The organism is Bacillus sp. J41TS8 (assembly GCF_018333035.1).
Taxonomy (GTDB): domain Bacteria; phylum Bacillota; class Bacilli; order Bacillales; family Bacillaceae; genus Bacillus; species Bacillus paralicheniformis.
On sequence record NZ_BORF01000002.1, the window covers coordinates 183,126 to 200,256 of the forward strand.

At 50.3% G+C, this 17,131-nt stretch carries 14 protein-coding genes and 1 other annotated feature (1 of these 15 running past the window's edge); all 14 genes read left to right on the plus strand.

The annotated features are described in order from the left end of the window. Positions 1-192, plus strand: a binding site (T-box leader) (it extends 38 nt beyond the left edge of the window). Between the two features lie 51 nt (positions 193-243). The 14 genes from ileS (at position 244) to pyrE (ending at position 17,009) form a co-directional block, all read left to right on the plus strand. Further along, entirely contained in the window at positions 244-3,012 is a 2,769-nt protein-coding gene (gene ileS, locus KI350_RS04395; protein WP_061576667.1) for an isoleucine--tRNA ligase, read from the plus strand. Between the two features lie 260 nt (positions 3,013-3,272). Continuing rightward, positions 3,273-3,638 (plus strand): TraR/DksA C4-type zinc finger protein, encoded by a 366-nt coding sequence (locus KI350_RS04400; protein WP_003181606.1) that lies wholly within the window; start codon positions 3,273-3,275, stop codon positions 3,636-3,638. A gap of 44 nt (positions 3,639-3,682) precedes the next feature. Continuing rightward, positions 3,683-4,222: a signal peptidase II gene (lspA, locus tag KI350_RS04405; protein ID WP_009328542.1), complete on the plus strand. Its 540-nt coding sequence runs from the start codon at positions 3,683-3,685 to the stop codon at positions 4,220-4,222. A gap of 1 nt (position 4,223) precedes the next feature. Further along, positions 4,224-5,138 carry an RluA family pseudouridine synthase gene (locus KI350_RS04410; protein WP_003181613.1) on the plus strand — a complete coding sequence of 305 codons (915 nt, stop codon included), beginning with the start codon at positions 4,224-4,226 and terminating at the stop codon, positions 5,136-5,138. Between the two features lie 177 nt (positions 5,139-5,315). Continuing rightward, entirely contained in the window at positions 5,316-5,864 is a 549-nt protein-coding gene (gene pyrR, locus KI350_RS04415) for a bifunctional pyr operon transcriptional regulator/uracil phosphoribosyltransferase PyrR (RefSeq protein WP_003181615.1), read from the plus strand. Between the two features lie 202 nt (positions 5,865-6,066). Then, positions 6,067-7,371, plus strand: a complete 1,305-nt coding sequence (pyrP, locus tag KI350_RS04420; RefSeq protein WP_003181617.1) for a uracil permease PyrP — start codon at positions 6,067-6,069, stop codon at positions 7,369-7,371. A gap of 143 nt (positions 7,372-7,514) precedes the next feature. Next, positions 7,515-8,435 (plus strand): aspartate carbamoyltransferase catalytic subunit, encoded by a 921-nt coding sequence (locus tag KI350_RS04425; protein WP_003181618.1) that lies wholly within the window; start codon positions 7,515-7,517, stop codon positions 8,433-8,435. Next, positions 8,419-9,705 carry a dihydroorotase gene (locus KI350_RS04430; protein ID WP_003181620.1) on the plus strand — a complete coding sequence of 429 codons (1,287 nt, stop codon included), beginning with the start codon at positions 8,419-8,421 and terminating at the stop codon, positions 9,703-9,705. The genes KI350_RS04425 and KI350_RS04430 overlap by 17 nt, the downstream gene beginning before the upstream one ends. After that, positions 9,702-10,796 carry a carbamoyl phosphate synthase small subunit gene (locus KI350_RS04435; protein ID WP_003181622.1) on the plus strand — a complete coding sequence of 365 codons (1,095 nt, stop codon included), beginning with the start codon at positions 9,702-9,704 and terminating at the stop codon, positions 10,794-10,796. Before KI350_RS04430 ends, KI350_RS04435 begins: the two co-directional genes overlap by 4 nt. Continuing rightward, positions 10,781-13,993 carry a carbamoyl-phosphate synthase large subunit gene (gene carB, locus KI350_RS04440; protein ID WP_212930444.1) on the plus strand — a complete coding sequence of 1,071 codons (3,213 nt, stop codon included), beginning with the start codon at positions 10,781-10,783 and terminating at the stop codon, positions 13,991-13,993. Before KI350_RS04435 ends, carB begins: the two co-directional genes overlap by 16 nt. Then, positions 13,990-14,760, plus strand: coding sequence for a dihydroorotate dehydrogenase electron transfer subunit (locus tag KI350_RS04445; RefSeq protein WP_003181626.1), 771 nt, complete (start codon positions 13,990-13,992; stop codon positions 14,758-14,760). Before carB ends, KI350_RS04445 begins: the two co-directional genes overlap by 4 nt. Beyond that, on the plus strand, positions 14,760-15,695 hold the full coding sequence (locus KI350_RS04450) for a dihydroorotate dehydrogenase (RefSeq protein ID WP_011197965.1): 936 nt from the start codon (positions 14,760-14,762) through the stop codon (positions 15,693-15,695). The genes KI350_RS04445 and KI350_RS04450 overlap by 1 nt, the downstream gene beginning before the upstream one ends. Then, positions 15,664-16,383, plus strand: a complete 720-nt coding sequence (gene pyrF, locus KI350_RS04455) for an orotidine-5'-phosphate decarboxylase (protein WP_003181630.1) — start codon at positions 15,664-15,666, stop codon at positions 16,381-16,383. Before KI350_RS04450 ends, pyrF begins: the two co-directional genes overlap by 32 nt. Further along, complete coding sequence (pyrE, locus tag KI350_RS04460; RefSeq protein WP_306420062.1) at positions 16,380-17,009, plus strand: orotate phosphoribosyltransferase; 630 nt, start codon at positions 16,380-16,382, stop codon at positions 17,007-17,009. The genes pyrF and pyrE overlap by 4 nt, the downstream gene beginning before the upstream one ends. Positions 17,010-17,131 lie beyond the last annotated feature (122 nt).

A 17,131-nucleotide genomic window follows, 5' to 3' on the forward strand; every position in this document is an offset into this window, starting at 1 on the left:
AACAATGAAAGCGACCCGGGGGCGGTGTAAGCCCGGGATTGTTGGAATCGTTGTGTATCAGCCCTCAAGTTTCCTTTCTGAACCGTCCAGTAGGAAAGGACGTCCCATCACGTTACGATGTTTGAGCGGATAAGCCGAATCGGCTTGTCTAAAAGGGTGGTACCGCGAGATCAAAGCCTTCTCGTCCCTTATGGGATGAAAAGGCTTTTTTTGTTTTAGAAAAGATGTTTTGGAGGAATGGTAATGGATTATAAAGACACGCTCTTAATGCCGAAAACAGATTTTCCGATGAGAGGAAACCTGCCGAACCGCGAACCTGAAATCCAGGGGAAATGGGAGGATATGGACATTTACAGCCTCGTTCAGAAACGTACCGAAGGCCGGCCGATGTTCGTGCTTCATGACGGACCGCCGTATGCGAACGGCGATATTCATATGGGGCATGCGCTTAACAAAGTACTGAAGGATTTCATCGTCCGTTCGAGATCGATGAGCGGCTATCATGCGCCGTACGTTCCGGGCTGGGACACACACGGCCTGCCGATTGAAACAGCGCTCACGAAGAACAAAAAAGTGAAGCGCAAAGAAATGACAGTTGCCGAATTCCGCAAACTTTGCGAAGAATATGCATGGCAGCAAATCGAAGGCCAAAAAGCGCAATTTAAGCGGCTCGGTGTCAGAGGAGATTGGGAAAATCCATACGTGACGCTTAAGCCTGAGTTTGAAGCGCAGCAAATTAAAGTATTCGGCGAAATGGCGAAAAAAGGCTATATTTACAAAGGGAAGAAGCCGGTTTACTGGTCTCCTTCAAGTGAGTCTGCTCTGGCTGAAGCGGAAATCGAGTACCATGATAAACGCTCTCCGTCTATCTATGTTGCATTTGATGTAAAGGATGGAAAAGGCGTATTAACAAACGGCGAAAAGATTGTCATCTGGACGACAACGCCGTGGACAATCCCGGCCAACCTCGGCATCGCCGTACATCCTGAACTGGAGTACAGCGTCGTTGCTGCCGGCGGCGCGCGCTACGTGATGGCAAGCGCATTGATTGAAAGCGTGGCAAAAGCGATCGGCTTTGAAGATCATGAAGTCGTTCAGACTGTTAAAGGTAAAGATTTGGAACATATCGTCGCAGTTCATCCTCTATACGGCAGAGATTCGCTTGTGATGCTCGGCGAACACGTAACAACAGATGCCGGTACAGGCTGCGTTCATACCGCTCCAGGACACGGGGAAGACGACTTTATCATCGGTCAAAAATACGGGCTTGACGTGCTTTGTCCGGTTGATGAAAAAGGACATATGACGAGCGAAGCCCCTGGTTTTGAAGGACTGTTTTACGATCAGGCCAACAAGCCGATTACAGAACAGCTCGAAGAAAAAGGCGCTTTGCTGAAGCTTGATTTCATCACTCACTCCTATCCGCACGACTGGAGAACGAAAAAACCGACTATTTTCCGTGCAACCGCCCAATGGTTCGCTTCCATCAAAGACTTTAGAGGCGAGCTTCTTGAAGCGGTTAAAGAAACTAAATGGGTGCCTGAATGGGGCGAGACACGCCTCTACAATATGATCCGCGACCGCGGCGACTGGTGTATTTCAAGACAGCGCGCATGGGGCGTGCCGATTCCGGTATTTTATGCGGAAAACGGGGAGCCGATCATCACGGACGAAACGATCAACCACGTTTCTGAACTATTCAGGGAGCACGGTTCGAACATTTGGTTTGAAAAAGAAGCGAATGAACTGCTTCCGGAAGGCTTTACTCACCCTGGAAGCCCGAACGGCAAGTTTACAAAAGAGCAGGACATCATGGACGTCTGGTTTGATTCAGGTTCGTCTCATCAGGCCGTACTGGAAGAGCGCGAAGGTCTTGTAAGACCTGCCGACTTGTATCTGGAAGGATCTGACCAATACCGCGGCTGGTTTAACTCATCGATTTCGACAGCGGTTGCCGTAACAGGCAAAGCACCTTATAAAGGCGTGCTTTCGCACGGTTTTGCTCTTGACGGAGAAGGCCGCAAAATGAGTAAATCACTCGGCAATGTCGTTGTTCCTGCAAAAATCATGAACCAGTTCGGGGCAGATATTTTAAGGCTGTGGGTTGCGTCTGTCGACTATCAGGCAGATGTCCGCGTGTCTGACGCGATCTTAAAGCAAGTCGCAGAAGTGTACCGGAAGATCCGCAACACGTTCCGCTTCCTTCACGGAAACATTGCTGATTTTGACCCGGCGAAAGATGCAATCGCTGTGGAAGATCTGAGAGAAGTCGATCAGTACATTTTGATCAAGCTGAACAGCCTCATTGAAAAAGTCAAAAAAGCGTATGAAGAATACGATTTTGCAGTCATTTACCATGCTGTCCACAACTTCTGTGCGATCGAGCTCAGCTCATTCTATATGGACTTTGCTAAAGACGTCGTTTATATTGAACACGCCGATCATAAAGACCGCCGCAGCATGCAGACCGTTTTTTACGAAACGCTGCTTGCGCTTGTCAAGCTGATCGCGCCGATTCTGCCGCATACTGCGGACGAAATGTGGAGCCACTTCACATTCGTATCGGAAAAAAGCGTGCAGCTTACAGATATGCCGGAAACAAGAGACATTCCGAATGCAAAAGAGACGGAAGAGAAGTTCGACAGCTTCATGAAGCTGCGCGACGATGTTCTTAAAGCGCTTGAAACAGCACGGAATGAAAAGATCATCGGAAAATCTTCGGTTGCCAGCTTGACGCTGTATCCGAATGAAGAAGCTAAAGCGCTGCTTTCTTCAATCAAGGAAGACGTCAAACAGCTGTTCATCGTGTCGGAGCTTGCCATCGGCGGAACGGAAGCCGATGCGCCTGAGGATGCGCAGTCGTTTGAAACAGGAAAAATCGTCGTTGCTCAGGCAGAAGGCGAGACTTGCGAGCGGTGCCGCATGGTTTCCAAAGAAATCGGCGAGGATCCCGATCATCCGGAACTCTGCCCTCGCTGTGCTGGAATTGTGAAGACGTATTATCAAAATTAACCATGAAGCGGTTCGGAGTTTTTCCGAACCGCTTTTAGCATGCCGCCAAACCTTATCATTTGCTGTCATGCCTGCTAAGTAAATAAAAAGGATCGGCAGCTAACCTGCTTGAACGCCGCCGCCACATCCTGTGAAAGTCCGCAGTAAGGATGCCATTGCTGACATCGTTTTGTACGTCAGGAAAAATCTTTTGGGCTTGGATACCGGCATTGTCGGTAACACTAAGGTCACAAACGATAAGAGCAGGAGTTGATGTAGGCGTGAACGAGCAGCTGGCGGCAATTCATACCGAACTTCTTCAAATGAAGGAAGAGTTGGAAGCAAGGCTTTTTGAATACTCCTTTTTTCAGCAGGATTCTCAGGGCATCAGTTCGTATCAGCAGGCAACACTTATGTATCATGTAAAAGAAGAGCTTCAGGACGTGCTTTTGGCCCTTTCAAAAATCGAAAACGGAACATACGGCATTTGCGAAGAAACAAATCAGGCTATTCCGCTGGCAAAGATGGCTATTCTGCCGACGGCGCGCACTGCGAACGATTTTTTATATCATGCCCAATTTGAAAAAAAGACGCTTCCTATTTGGGCTGAGACGGATGAAACGTTCAACCGGGCGCTCTACTCATAACATTCTGCAAGAGGGGAGGGCATTTGCCCTCTTGCAGGATGTCAATGAATATTCCTTTACTCCTTTTCTTTTTCTTGTTAAAATGCTTAAATGAAGAGAAACAGAAACTGGAGGAACGGTTTGTGCCTTATTACATAATTGCGCTGCTCATTATCGGTATCGATCAATTTACAAAATGGCTGGTCGTCAGCAAAATGGAGTACGGTGAAAGCATCCCCGTCATCGATGGCTTCTTTCAGATTACGTCGCACAGGAATACAGGTGCGGCATGGGGCATTTTGGCCGGGCAGATGTGGTTTTTTTACATCATTACGACGGTGGTGATCATCGGCATTGTATACTACATTCAAAAACATGCAAAAGGACAAATCCTGCTCGGAATCGCTCTCGGTTTGATGCTTGGCGGTGCTGTCGGCAATTTCATCGACCGCGTGTTCAGACAAGAAGTTGTCGATTTTATCCACGTGACGATCGTCAATTATCACTATCCGATTTTCAACATTGCCGATTCATCTTTATGCATCGGAGTCCTGCTCTTATTTATACAAATGCTGTTAGACGGAAAGAAGAAGAAGGAGCTGTAACATGGAGCATTATGATATGACCGTTCATGAAGAACATAAAGGTGAACGGATTGACAAGTACTTGACCGCAGTTGAAGCGGATTGGTCGCGGACTCAAGTACAGCAGTGGATTAAAGAAGACCGTGTGCTGGTTAACGGAAATGCGGTGAAAGCCAATTATAAAGTTCAGGAAGGGGATGCGGTGTCAGTCCAGGTTCCCGAACCGGAACCGCTGGATGTCACGGCTGAACCGATGGATCTTGATATTTATTATGAGGACCAGGACGTACTGGTCGTCAACAAGCCGCGGGGAATGGTCGTTCATCCGGCTCCCGGCCATTTGACAGGGACGCTAGTCAATGGTTTGATGGCGCATTGTGACGACCTGTCAGGCATCAACGGCGTGATGAGACCGGGGATCGTCCACCGGATTGATAAGGACACTTCAGGCCTGTTGATGGTTGCCAAAAACGACATGGCGCATGAGTCGCTCGTGAACCAGCTTGTCAACAAAACAGTAACGAGAAAATACACCGCGCTCGTCCACGGCGTCATCCCGCATGACCACGGGACGATCGACGCGCCGATCGGCAGGGATAAAAAAGACAGGCAGAGTATGACGGTTACAAGGGAAAACGGAAAGCATGCCGTCACTCATTTTGAAGTAATCGAACGGTTCGACGATTTTACTGTCGTTGAATGCCAGCTTGAAACGGGGAGAACCCATCAAATTCGCGTGCATATGAAATATATCGGCTTTCCTCTCGCGGGAGATCCGAAATACGGACCGAAAAAGACGGTCGATTTCAACGGCCAGGTGCTGCATGCGGGCGTATTGGGGTTTGACCATCCGCGTACGGGAGAATATGTTGAATTTGAGGCGCCTCTGCCTGACGACATGAAAAACCTCCTCGACAAAATTCGAAATAAACGTTGACAGACGTTTTCTTTTTTGAAATAATAAATGCAGTTAAATCAGATTCTTTAACACAGTCCAGAGAGGCTGAGAAGGATACCGGACAAGCGAATCAATGAATTCGTTTAAAGACCCCTCTCTGCCTTTATGCAGAAGGGGTTTTTGTTTTATCCTTTAAAAGATGCGAGGTGTTTGGCCATGCAAGAGCAGGAAAAGGCTGTTGTGCTTGACGAACAGGCGATCAGAAGGGCGCTGACAAGAATCGCCCACGAAATGATTGAACGAAACAAAGGAATGAACAACTGTATCCTTGTCGGAATCAAAACGAGAGGCATCTATCTGGCCAAACGGCTTGCCGAACGGATTGAGCAAATCGAAGGAAACAAAGTCACCGTAGGAGAGCTGGACATCACCCTTTACCGGGATGATCTCTCCAAAAAAACGTCCAATAAAGAGCCGCTTGTCAAAGGAGCGGACATTCCGGCGGACATCACCGATCAAAAGGTGATCCTCGTCGATGACGTGCTTTACACGGGACGGACGGTCAGAGCGGCCATGGATGCGCTCGTCGATGTCGGGCGGCCTTCATCCATCCAGCTTGCGGTGCTTGTCGACCGCGGCCACAGAGAGCTGCCGATCAGAGCCGACTTTATCGGGAAAAACATCCCGACGTCGAAAACCGAAAAGGTCATGGTTCAATTGGAGGAAGTTGACGGACGCGACCTTGCGGCGATTTATAAAAAGTGAATGATAATCCTATAATCCTTTTTTAAATGCATTCCAGTGAGTTTGCAAAGAGGGATGGAACGAAAGAAAGCCGCCTTACCGTGCGGCGGTCTTTGTCTGCCTCTTTGCGCAATTTAAGCAAAGAGGCTTTTTTAATGGGCATAAATCATTTCAGGATATGAAGACATCATAGACAGTGAGTCGATCATCAGGAGGAAAAAATATGAGTCAGAAAAAAGTGAACCTTGGTGTCAGAGAAGTACCAAAACCTTTGAATTGGATATCTTTCAGCCTGCAGCATCTGTTTGCCATGTTCGGAGCGACGATCCTTGTGCCGAAGCTTGTAGGCTTAAGCCCGGGCGTGGCCCTCATTACAAGCGGGCTTGGAACGCTTGCGTATCTCTTGATTACAAAAGGACAGATCCCGGCTTACTTAGGTTCATCCTTTGCATTTATTGCCCCGATTATCGCGGCAAAAGCCGCCGGAGGCCCTGGCGCGGCCATGATCGGCGCATTTATGGCAGGCATCGCCTACGGGCTGATCGCCCTTCTCATCCAGCAGCTTGGAACGGACTGGCTGATGAGGCTTCTGCCGCCTGTTGTCGTCGGTCCGGTCATTATCGTCATCGGACTCGGGCTGGCAAGCACGGCTGTCAATATGGCCATGTATGAAGATTCGGGAGCAAAAGTGCTCGTCTACAGCGCCAAGCATTTTGGCGTCGCAGGATTCACACTCGCGCTCACCATAATCTGCGCGATTTTCTTGAGAGGATTTTTCAGCCTGATTCCTGTCTTGATCGGAATTATCGGCGGATACTTGTTCGCCCTGACCCAGGGAATCGTCGACTTCCAGATGGTTCTTGACGCCAAATGGTTTGCTGTTCCGGACTTCGTGCTTCCGTTTGTCGACTATACGCCGAGCGCGGCGGCTGTCGGAATCGGAATCGCCATGGTGCCCGTCGCTTTCGTGACAATGTCAGAACATATCGGACACCAAATGGTATTAAGCAAGGTCGTCGGCCAGGATTTTATTAAGAAGCCCGGGCTTCACCGCTCGATTTTCGGCGACAGCGTCGCAACGATGCTTGCATCATGCATCGGCGGACCCCCGACAACGACTTACGGAGAAAACATCGGCGTACTCGCCATCACAAGAGTATTCAGCGTATTTGTCATCGGCGGAGCGGCTGTCATTGCACTGTGCTTCGGATTTATCGGCAAAATTTCGGCCCTGATCAGCTCTGTTCCTTCCGCAGTCATGGGAGGCGTTTCCTTCCTGCTGTTCGGTATCATCGCATCCAGCGGACTGCGCATGCTGATCGATAATAAAATTGACTTGGAAAACAAGCGAAACCTGATCATCTCATCCGTCATTCTCGTCATCGGAGTGGGCGGCGCATTTATCAAGATCTCAGGGTTTGAGCTGTCAAGCATGGCGCTTGCGGCGATCGTCGGAGTGGTTTTAAACCTTGTCCTGCCTGAATCAAAGGGAGATCAGGACGGAATTGAAATAGAAGAGCATATTTAAAAACCTTTTAAATGAAGTCCAGAGAGGCTTGAAAGGGTTGCGGAGAGAGAAGTGCAAAAAAGCGCATTCTCTGATTCACTGTACCCCAAGCCGTTATGGCCTGGGGTTTTTTTACGGGAAATTAAGCCTGAGGGGGAGAAAAAATGAAACACTTGACCGCAATGAATGAGCTTAGTCTTGAGGATATTCACGAGCTGATTGAAGAGGCGAGAGAGCTGAAAAAAGGCAAGTCCGATTCCGTTCTCTCCGGAAAGTTCGCTGCCAACCTGTTTTTTGAACCGAGCACAAGAACGCGCTTCAGCTTCGAAGTGGCTGAAAAGAAACTCGGCATGAATGTGTTGAACCTGGACGGTGTTTCAACGAGCGTACAAAAAGGAGAATCGTTGTACGATACCGTCAAGACCCTCGAATCCATCGGCGCTGATGTATGTGTGATCAGACACTCTCATGATCATTATTACGATGAACTCATCGGACATGTCGGCATTCCGGTGATCAATGCCGGAGACGGCTGCGGTCAGCATCCCACTCAGTCTTTGCTCGATTTGATGACGATTCACGAGGAATGGGGCAGATTTGCCGGACTGACGGTATCCATACACGGAGATATCAAGCACAGCAGAGTGGCAAGGTCCAATGCCGAAGTGCTGACAAGACTCGGAGCAAAGGTTCTTTTCTCAGGTCCAGACGAATGGCGGGATGAAGACAATCCATACGGGACATATGTGTCGCCTGACGAAGCGGTTGCACATTCGGATGTCGTGATGCTTCTCCGGATTCAGCACGAACGGCATGAGAAAAAGGCGGCAGAACGCGATTATCTCGAAACATTCGGATTGTCGCTCAAGCGGGCGGAGCTCTTGAAAAAAGACGCGGTCATCATGCACCCCGCACCTGTCAACCGAGGCGTCGAGATTGACAGTGCACTGGTCGAATCCGGCCGGTCGAGGATTTTCAAACAAATGGAAAACGGAGTATATATCAGAATGGCGGTTTTAAAAAGAGCGCTTCTAAACGGCGAAAACAAAAAAAGGGGAGATCAGGCTTATGTCTTATTTAATTAAAAACGGCTTCATGCTCGACGAAAAAGGCGAAAAAGTACAGCGCGATATCAGGGTTGAAGGCGATGCAATCAGCGAGATCGGAAGCCTTGAGGCCGCTTCGGGGGAAACGGTCATCGATGCGGATGGACTTTTCGTCTCGCCAGGGCTTGTTGACCTTCACGTTCACTTCAGAGAGCCGGGCGGCGAGAAGAAAGAAACGATCGAAACAGGTGCAAAAGCCGCAGCGAGAGGCGGGTTTACAACTGTCGCCGCAATGCCGAATACCCGGCCTGTCCCCGATACGAAAGAGCAGATGGAGTGGCTTGTCAACCGCATTGACGAAACGGCATCAGTGAGAGTGCTGCCGTATGCTTCAATCACCATCAGGCAAACAGGTCGGGAAATGACCGATTTCGAAGGGCTGAAAGACGCCGGCGCGTTCGCGTTTACCGATGACGGCGTCGGCGTTCAAACGGCGGGGATGATGTATGAAGCGATGAAAAAAGCGGCTTCGATTAATAAAGCGATCGTCGCTCACTGTGAAGACAATTCACTGATCTACGGCGGCAGTGTACACGATGGGGAATTTGCCAAAGCCAACGGTTTAAACGGGATTCCTTCGGTGTGCGAAGCGGTTCACATCGCAAGGGATGTGCTTCTTGCCGAAGCGGCAGGCTGCCATTACCACGTCTGTCATATCAGCACGAAGGAATCGGTCAGGGTCGTCCGCGACGCCAAAAAAGCGGGAATCCGCGTGACGGCGGAAGTGACGCCGCACCATCTGCTCCTTTCAGACAGCGACATTCCCGGCCTTGATACGAATTATAAAATGAATCCGCCGCTTAGAAGTCCGGAAGACAGGGAAGCGCTCCTTGAGGGGCTTAGAGACGGAACAATTGATTTTATCGCAACGGATCATGCCCCGCATACAGAAGAAGAAAAACAACAGACAATGAGCCTTGCGCCTTTTGGAATTGTCGGCTTGGAGACGGCTTTTCCGCTCCTTTACACGCACTTTGTCAAAACAGGCAAATGGACGCTGAAACAGCTGCACGATTATATGACGGTCAAACCTTGCGAGGCGTTCGGGCTGCCGTACGGGAAGCTTGAAGCCGGACGGTCCGCGGATATTACGCTCATTGATCTTGAACGCGAAGAAAAAATTGATAAAAGCACCTTTCTTTCTAAAGGGAAAAACACGCCGTTTGACGGCATCAGCTGCTTCGGCTGGCCGGCTATGACAATGGCAAAGGGAAAACTCGTTTACCAAGAGGGGAGACTTGTAAAATGAAAAGACGTCTTATATTAGAAAACGGAACGATTTTTGAAGGGGAAGCATTCGGCAGCCTGGAAAACACCATGGGAGAAGTCGTCTTCAACACGGGGATGACAGGCTATCAGGAAATCCTCTCAGACCCGTCATACTGCGGACAAATTGTCACCCTGACCTACCCTTTGATCGGGAACTACGGGATCAACAGAGACGACTTTGAATCCATCACCCCTTATGTAAAAGGGTTTATCGTAAAGGAATTATGTCAACTTCCATCAAACTGGCGCTCTGCTTATACACTTGATGAATATTTAAAAATGAAAAACATCCCGGGACTCTCAGGGATAGACACGAGAAAGCTGACAAGAATGATCAGAACGGCAGGTACGCTGAAAGGGGTATTTGCCGGCCCTGAAGAAGATGCTGGGGCTTTGGTTCAAAAGCTGAAAGAAACGAACCTTCCGACCGATCAGGTCAGCCAAGTATCAACAAAAACGGCATATCCGAGCCCTGGGAGAGGGAAGCGAATCGTGCTCGTCGATTTCGGAATGAAACACGGCATCTTAAGGGAGCTGAACAAGCGCAAATGCGATGTGATCGTCGTTCCCCACAATATAACGGCAGAAGAAGTGATGCAGCTGAAGCCTGACGGCGTAATGCTGTCAAACGGACCCGGAGATCCAACGGACGTACCGGAAGCGATTGCGATGATCCAAAACATTCTCGGCAAGGTTCCGCTGTTCGGCATCTGTCTCGGCCATCAGCTGTTTGCCCTCGCCTGTGGAGCAAAGACGGAGAAAATGAAGTTCGGACACCGCGGTTCCAACCATCCGGTTAAAGAGCTTGAAACCGGCAGAGTATCAATTACGGCTCAAAACCACGGCTATACCGTATCGTCTGTTGAAAACACGCCGCTTGAAGTGACCCATGTGGCGATAAACGACGACACAATCGAAGGGCTTAAACATAAACACGAACCGGCTTTTACGGTTCAATACCATCCTGAAGCTTCACCGGGGCCGGAAGACGCAAACCATTTATTTGATCAATTTTTAGACATGATTGAAACCACAGAGAAAGAAGGGGAAGCGGTATGCCTAAACGCGTAGATATCAAAAAGATTTTGGTGATCGGATCGGGGCCGATTATTATCGGGCAGGCGGCGGAATTTGATTATGCAGGCACACAGGCCTGCCTCGCTTTAAAAGAAGAAGGCTATGAAGTTATTCTCGTCAACTCGAATCCGGCGACGATCATGACGGATACGGAAATGGCCGACCGCGTGTATATCGAACCGCTGACGCTTGAATTCTTAACACGGATCATCCGCAAAGAGCGGCCGGACGCCATATTGCCGACATTGGGCGGGCAGACGGGCCTCAACTTGGCGGTCGAACTGTCAGAGCACGGCATCTTGGCTGAGTGCGGCGTCGAAGTGCTCGGCACGAAATTGGCGGCGATCCAAAAAGCGGAGGACCGCGATTTGTTCAGAAGCTTGATGAATGAGTTGAATGAGCCTGTTCCGGAAAGCGAGATCATCCACTCGCTCGGCGAAGCGCGCGAGTTTGTCGAGCGCATCGGTTTCCCCGTCATCGTCAGGCCGGCATACACGCTTGGCGGAACAGGCGGAGGCATCTGCTCAAACGAAGACGAGCTGAAGGAAATCGTTGAAAACGGCTTAAAAATGAGCCCGGTTCATCAATGCCTGCTTGAAAAGAGCATCGCCGGCTACAAAGAAATCGAGTATGAAGTCATGAGAGACTCGAGCGACCATGCGATCGTCGTCTGCAATATGGAAAACATCGATCCGGTCGGGATTCATACCGGGGACAGCATCGTTGTAGCACCGAGCCAAACGCTGAGCGACCGCGAATACCAAATGCTTCGCAATGTCTCGCTGAAAATCATCCGCGCGCTTGAAATCGAAGGCGGCTGTAATGTTCAGCTGGCGCTTGACCCGGACAGCTTTCAGTACTACATCATCGAGGTTAACCCGCGGGTCAGCCGTTCTTCTGCGCTTGCCTCAAAAGCGACGGGCTATCCAATCGCAAAGCTTGCCGCAAAAATCGCTGTCGGTTTGTCTCTTGACGAAATGATGAATCCTGTTACAGGAAAAACGTACGCGTCTTTCGAACCTGCACTCGACTATGTTGTGTCAAAAATACCGCGCTGGCCGTTTGACAAATTTGAATCAGCAAACCGCAGGCTCGGCACGCAGATGAAAGCGACAGGCGAAGTGATGGCGATCGGAAGAACGTGGGAGGAATCTCTCCTGAAAGCGGTCCGTTCTCTTGAAGCGGATGTCTACCATCTGGAACTGAAAGATGCCGGTGAGATCTCGAATGAAGTGCTTGAAAAACGGATTAAAAAAGCGGGAGACGAACGGCTCTTTTACCTGGCCGAAGCGTTCAGAAGAGGATACACAGTCAGCGACCTCCACGAATTTTCGGCAATTGACCTGTTCTTCCTCCACAAGCTTGAGGGAATCATCCGCTTTGAAGAGAAGCTGAAAGCCGGACGCGGCGACCTCGGCCTTTTAAAAGAAGCGAAAGAGCTCGGCTTTTCAGACCGCTTTATCAGCCTTCTCTGGGAGATGCCTGAACGAAAGCTTTATGATCTTAGAAAAGAAGCAGGCATCACGCCTGTTTATAAAATGGTTGATACATGCGCGGCCGAATTTGAATCGGAGACGCCGTATTTCTACAGCACGTATGAAGAAGAAAACGAATCGGTCAGAACGGACAAAAACAGCGTCATCGTTCTTGGCTCCGGTCCGATCCGGATCGGCCAGGGGGTCGAATTCGACTATGCGACCGTGCATTCGGTCTGGGCGATTAAAGAAGCCGGCTATGAAGCCATTATTATCAACAACAATCCTGAGACGGTTTCAACAGACTTCAGCATATCCGACAAGCTCTACTTTGAGCCGCTTACTGTTGAAGATGTCATGCATATCATCGATTTGGAGCAGCCGAAAGGCGTCGTCGTTCAGTTTGGCGGACAGACTGCGATCAACCTTGCCGACGAGCTCGCAGAAAGGGGCGTCGCCATTCTCGGAACATCCCTTGAAGATTTGGACCGCGCCGAGGACCGCGACAAGTTCGAACAGACGCTTGAAATGCTGCAGGTACCCCAGCCGCTTGGAAAAACGGCGACATCTGTGGAAGGCGCCGTTGAAATCGCAGCCAATATCGGCTATCCGGTGCTTGTCCGCCCATCGTATGTACTCGGCGGACGTGCGATGGAGATCGTCTACCATGAAGCAGAGCTTCTCCATTATATGGAAAATGCAGTAAAAATCAATCCGCAGCACCCTGTCCTGATCGATAAATATTTGACCGGAAAAGAAATAGAAGTGGATGCCATTTCTGACGGTGAAACGGTCGTCATTCCGGGGATTATGGAGCACATCGAACGGGCGGGCGTCCACTCGGGGGATTCGATTGCCGTTTACCCGCCGCAATCCCTTTCAGAGGACATCAAGAAAAAGCTTGAAGCATACACGATTAAGCTAGCAAAGGGCTTAAACATCGTCGGCCTGCTCAACATTCAGTTTGTCCTTTCAAAAGATGAGGTTTACGTCCTTGAAGTCAACCCGAGATCGAGCCGAACGGTGCCGTTTCTCAGCAAAATCACCGGCATTCCGATGGCCAATCTCGCAACAAAGGTGATTCTCGGAGGGAAGCTTGCCGATATGGGCTATACAGAAGGCCTCCAAAAAGAGCAGGAAGGCGTATATGTGAAAGTGCCGGTCTTCTCGTTTGCGAAGCTTAGAAGAGTGGATATCACGCTCGGACCGGAAATGAAATCGACCGGGGAAGTCATGGGCAAAGACAGCACATTGGAAAAAGCGCTATATAAAGGACTGATCGCTTCAGGCATTCAAATTCCGAACTACGGCTCTGTTCTCCTGACAGTTGCTGATAAAGATAAAGAGGAAGGGCTGTTGATCGCCAAGCGGTTCCATGCGATCGGCTATAAAATCTTGGCTACGGAAGGAACGGCAGGCTATTTAAGAGATGCATCCGTACCTGTTAAAACCGTCGGGAAAATCGGCGAAGAAGGTACAAATCTCCTTGATGTCATTCGAAACGGGGAGGCGCAGTTCGTCGTCAATACGCTGACAAAAGGGAAGCAGCCGGCAAGGGACGGCTTCAGAATCAGACGCGAATCCGTTGAAAACGGCGTTGCCTGCCTGACATCCCTTGATACGGCGGAAGCGATTTTGCGGGTGCTTGAAAGCATGAGCTTCCGCGCCGATCATATGCCGGCGATTAAAATCGCCCAAAAGGCGGCCGTCAGATGAGAAAAGGGTATATGACAGTCCGTTCAAACAAGTGCATCGCGGATCATATTTATCAAATGGTGCTTGAAGGGGAGATTGCCGAAGTTTGCGGCGCTCCCGGCCAGTTCCTTCACATCAAGGTCTCAGACTCCCTCACGCCGCTTTTGAGGCGGCCGATCAGCATCGCTGATATCAACAAAGCCGCCCGGCAGGTGACCATCATCTTTCGCAAAGATGGGGAAGGAACGAGACTCCTTTCTTTAAAACAGGAAGGAGATCAGCTCGATGTTCTCGGTCCGCTCGGCAACGGTTTTCCGGCTGAATCGCTTGAACAGGGGAAAACGGCTCTTCTCGTCGGAGGAGGGATCGGTGTTCCGCCGCTTTACGAGCTGAGCAAACAGCTGACAAACAGAGGGGTGCACGCGATCCATGTGTTAGGATTTGCTTCTGCAAAAGATGTCTTTTACGAACAGGAATTCAGCCGTTTCGGCCGGGTGTATGTGGCAACCGCAGACGGCACCCGCGGTTCAAAGGGATTTGTTACAGATGTCATTGAAAACGAGGGGCTTCAGTTTGACTGCATAATGGCCTGCGGACCGACGCCGATGCTGAAAGCTTTAAAACAGCGCTATCCGGATAAAGAGGTATATCTGTCAATGGAGGAGCGCATGGGATGCGGGATCGGCGCTTGCTTTGCCTGTGTCTGCCATACGGAAGAAAGCGAAACGTCTTATGTGAAGGTATGCCTTGACGGTCCTGTTTTCAAAGCCCAGGAGGTGCTGTTATGATGCTTGAAATCAATTTGCCGGGCCTTCAATTGAAAAATCCGATCATGCCGGCCTCAGGCTGCTTCGGATTCGGGAGAGAATTTGCGAACTTTTACGATCTTTCGCGTCTCGGTGCGATCATGATTAAAGCGACGACGAGCGAGCCGCGCTTCGGGAATCCGACGCCGCGCGTCGCCGAGACGCAAGCCGGCATGCTTAATGCCATCGGCCTGCAAAATCCGGGTTTAAAGGCTGTCATGGAACGCGAATTGCCGTGGCTCGAACAGTTCGATACACCGATTATCGCCAATGTCGCCGGCTCGCAGATCGAGGATTATGTTGAGGTGGCTGAAGAAATCAGCAAAGCGCCAAACGTTCATGCGCTCGAGCTGAATATTTCCTGTCCCAATGTGAAAACCGGAGGCATCGCCTTCGGCACGCAGCCGGAAATGGCCGGCGAGCTGACGAAAGCGGTGAAAGAGGTTGCGAGCGTCCCCGTCTATGTGAAGCTGTCGCCGAACGTCGCGAACATTACCGACATCGCTCTTGCCATAGAAGAAGCGGGAGCGGACGGTTTGACGATGATCAACACGCTGATCGGGATGCGGCTCGACTTAAAAACGGGAAAGCCGATTTTGGCGAACAAAACCGGCGGATTATCAGGACCTGCCGTTAAACCGGTGGCCATCAGAATGGTGCATGAAGTCAGCCAAAAGGTCAGCATTCCGATCATCGGCATGGGCGGCGTCCAGTCAGCCGAAGATGTGCTTGAGTTTTTGCTGGCGGGTGCGAGCGCAGTCGCCGTCGGCACGGCAAACTTCGTTAATCCGTTTGCTTGTCCCGACATCATCGACGATTTGCCGCGCGTTTTAGAAAAATACGGATACCGTTCGTTGAACGAGTGTATCGGAAGGAGCTGGAAGGATGAACAATACGCCGCCCATCATCGCGCTTGATTTTGCATCAGCACAGGAAACATATGCGTTTTTGGACCGGTTTCAAGGAGAAGAGCTGTTCGTTAAGGTGGGCATGGAGCTTTTTTATCAGGAAGGACCTGCCATCCTTGAAAATCTGCAGGAGCGCGGCTGCCGCATTTTCCTCGATCTAAAGTGCCACGACATTCCAACGACCGTATACAAGGCGATGAAAAGGCTGGCGGGATTTGGCGTCAGTCTTGTCAATGTGCACGCAGCAGGCGGAAAGCAAATGATGGAGTCGGCGCTTGAAGGCCTTGAAGCGGGGACTCCGGCAGGCCAAAAACGCCCTTCATTAATTGCCGTGACTCAGCTGACAAGCACGTCCTCAGAAATGCTTCAGCGTGAGCTCCTGATTGAAACGCCGCTTCTCGATACAGTTGTCCACTACAGCCGGCTGGCTGAAGAAAGCGGTCTTGACGGCGTCGTCTGCTCCGTTCATGAAGCCGAACACATTTACCGGGCTGTGTCTGTAGATTTTCTGACCGTGACACCCGGAATTCGCATGGCAGATGACAAAAACAACGACCAGGTCCGGGTGGCGACGCCTGGCTACGCAAGGGAAAAAGGCGTGTCGGCGATCGTTGTCGGCCGTTCGATTACCCAGGCGGAAGATCCTGTGTCAGCCTACAGAAGAATAGGACATGAGTGGGAGGGAACCAAGGCATGAAAACAGACATTGCAAACCATTTATTAAAAATCAAAGCGGTTTTCCTGCGCCCGAACGAACCGTTTACATGGGCGAGCGGCATTCTGTCGCCCATCTACTGCGACAACCGTTTGACGCTTTCATATCCGGAAGTAAGAGATGATATCGCTTCAGGGCTTGCCGGACTGATTCAAGACAAATTTCCCGGAGCCGAGATGATCGCCGGTACAGCGACCGCGGGAATCCCTCATGCCGCGCTTGCCGCTGACAGGCTGAGCCTGCCGATGTGCTACGTCAGAAGCAAACCGAAGGCGCACGGCAAAGGAAACCAAATTGAAGGGGCCGTTGTAAAAGGACAGAAAGTCGTTGTGATCGAAGATTTAATTTCAACGGGAGGAAGCGTTCTTGAAGCCGCCGCCGCCCTCACAGAGGCGGGATGTGAAGTGCTCGGCGTCGCCGCCATTTTCACTTACGGGCTTCCAAAAGCCGCCGCCGCCTTCAGCGAAGCAGGCGTTGAATACCACACGCTGACTGATTACGATACGCTGACCGAGGCTGCGCTTGCCGGTGGATATATTACTGAACAGGATGCCGCCAAACTGAAAGAATGGAAAGCGGATCCTGAAAGCAAGTCTTGGATGGATTAATGAAAAAAGCCGTATTCTCCTAATGGGAGAACGGCTTTTTTTGCGTCTTTTTGCAGATTTAAAAATAGTAAAATCGGATTATTTTTATTTTTTATTAATCCTATAAAAAAAGTCGGGTTGAC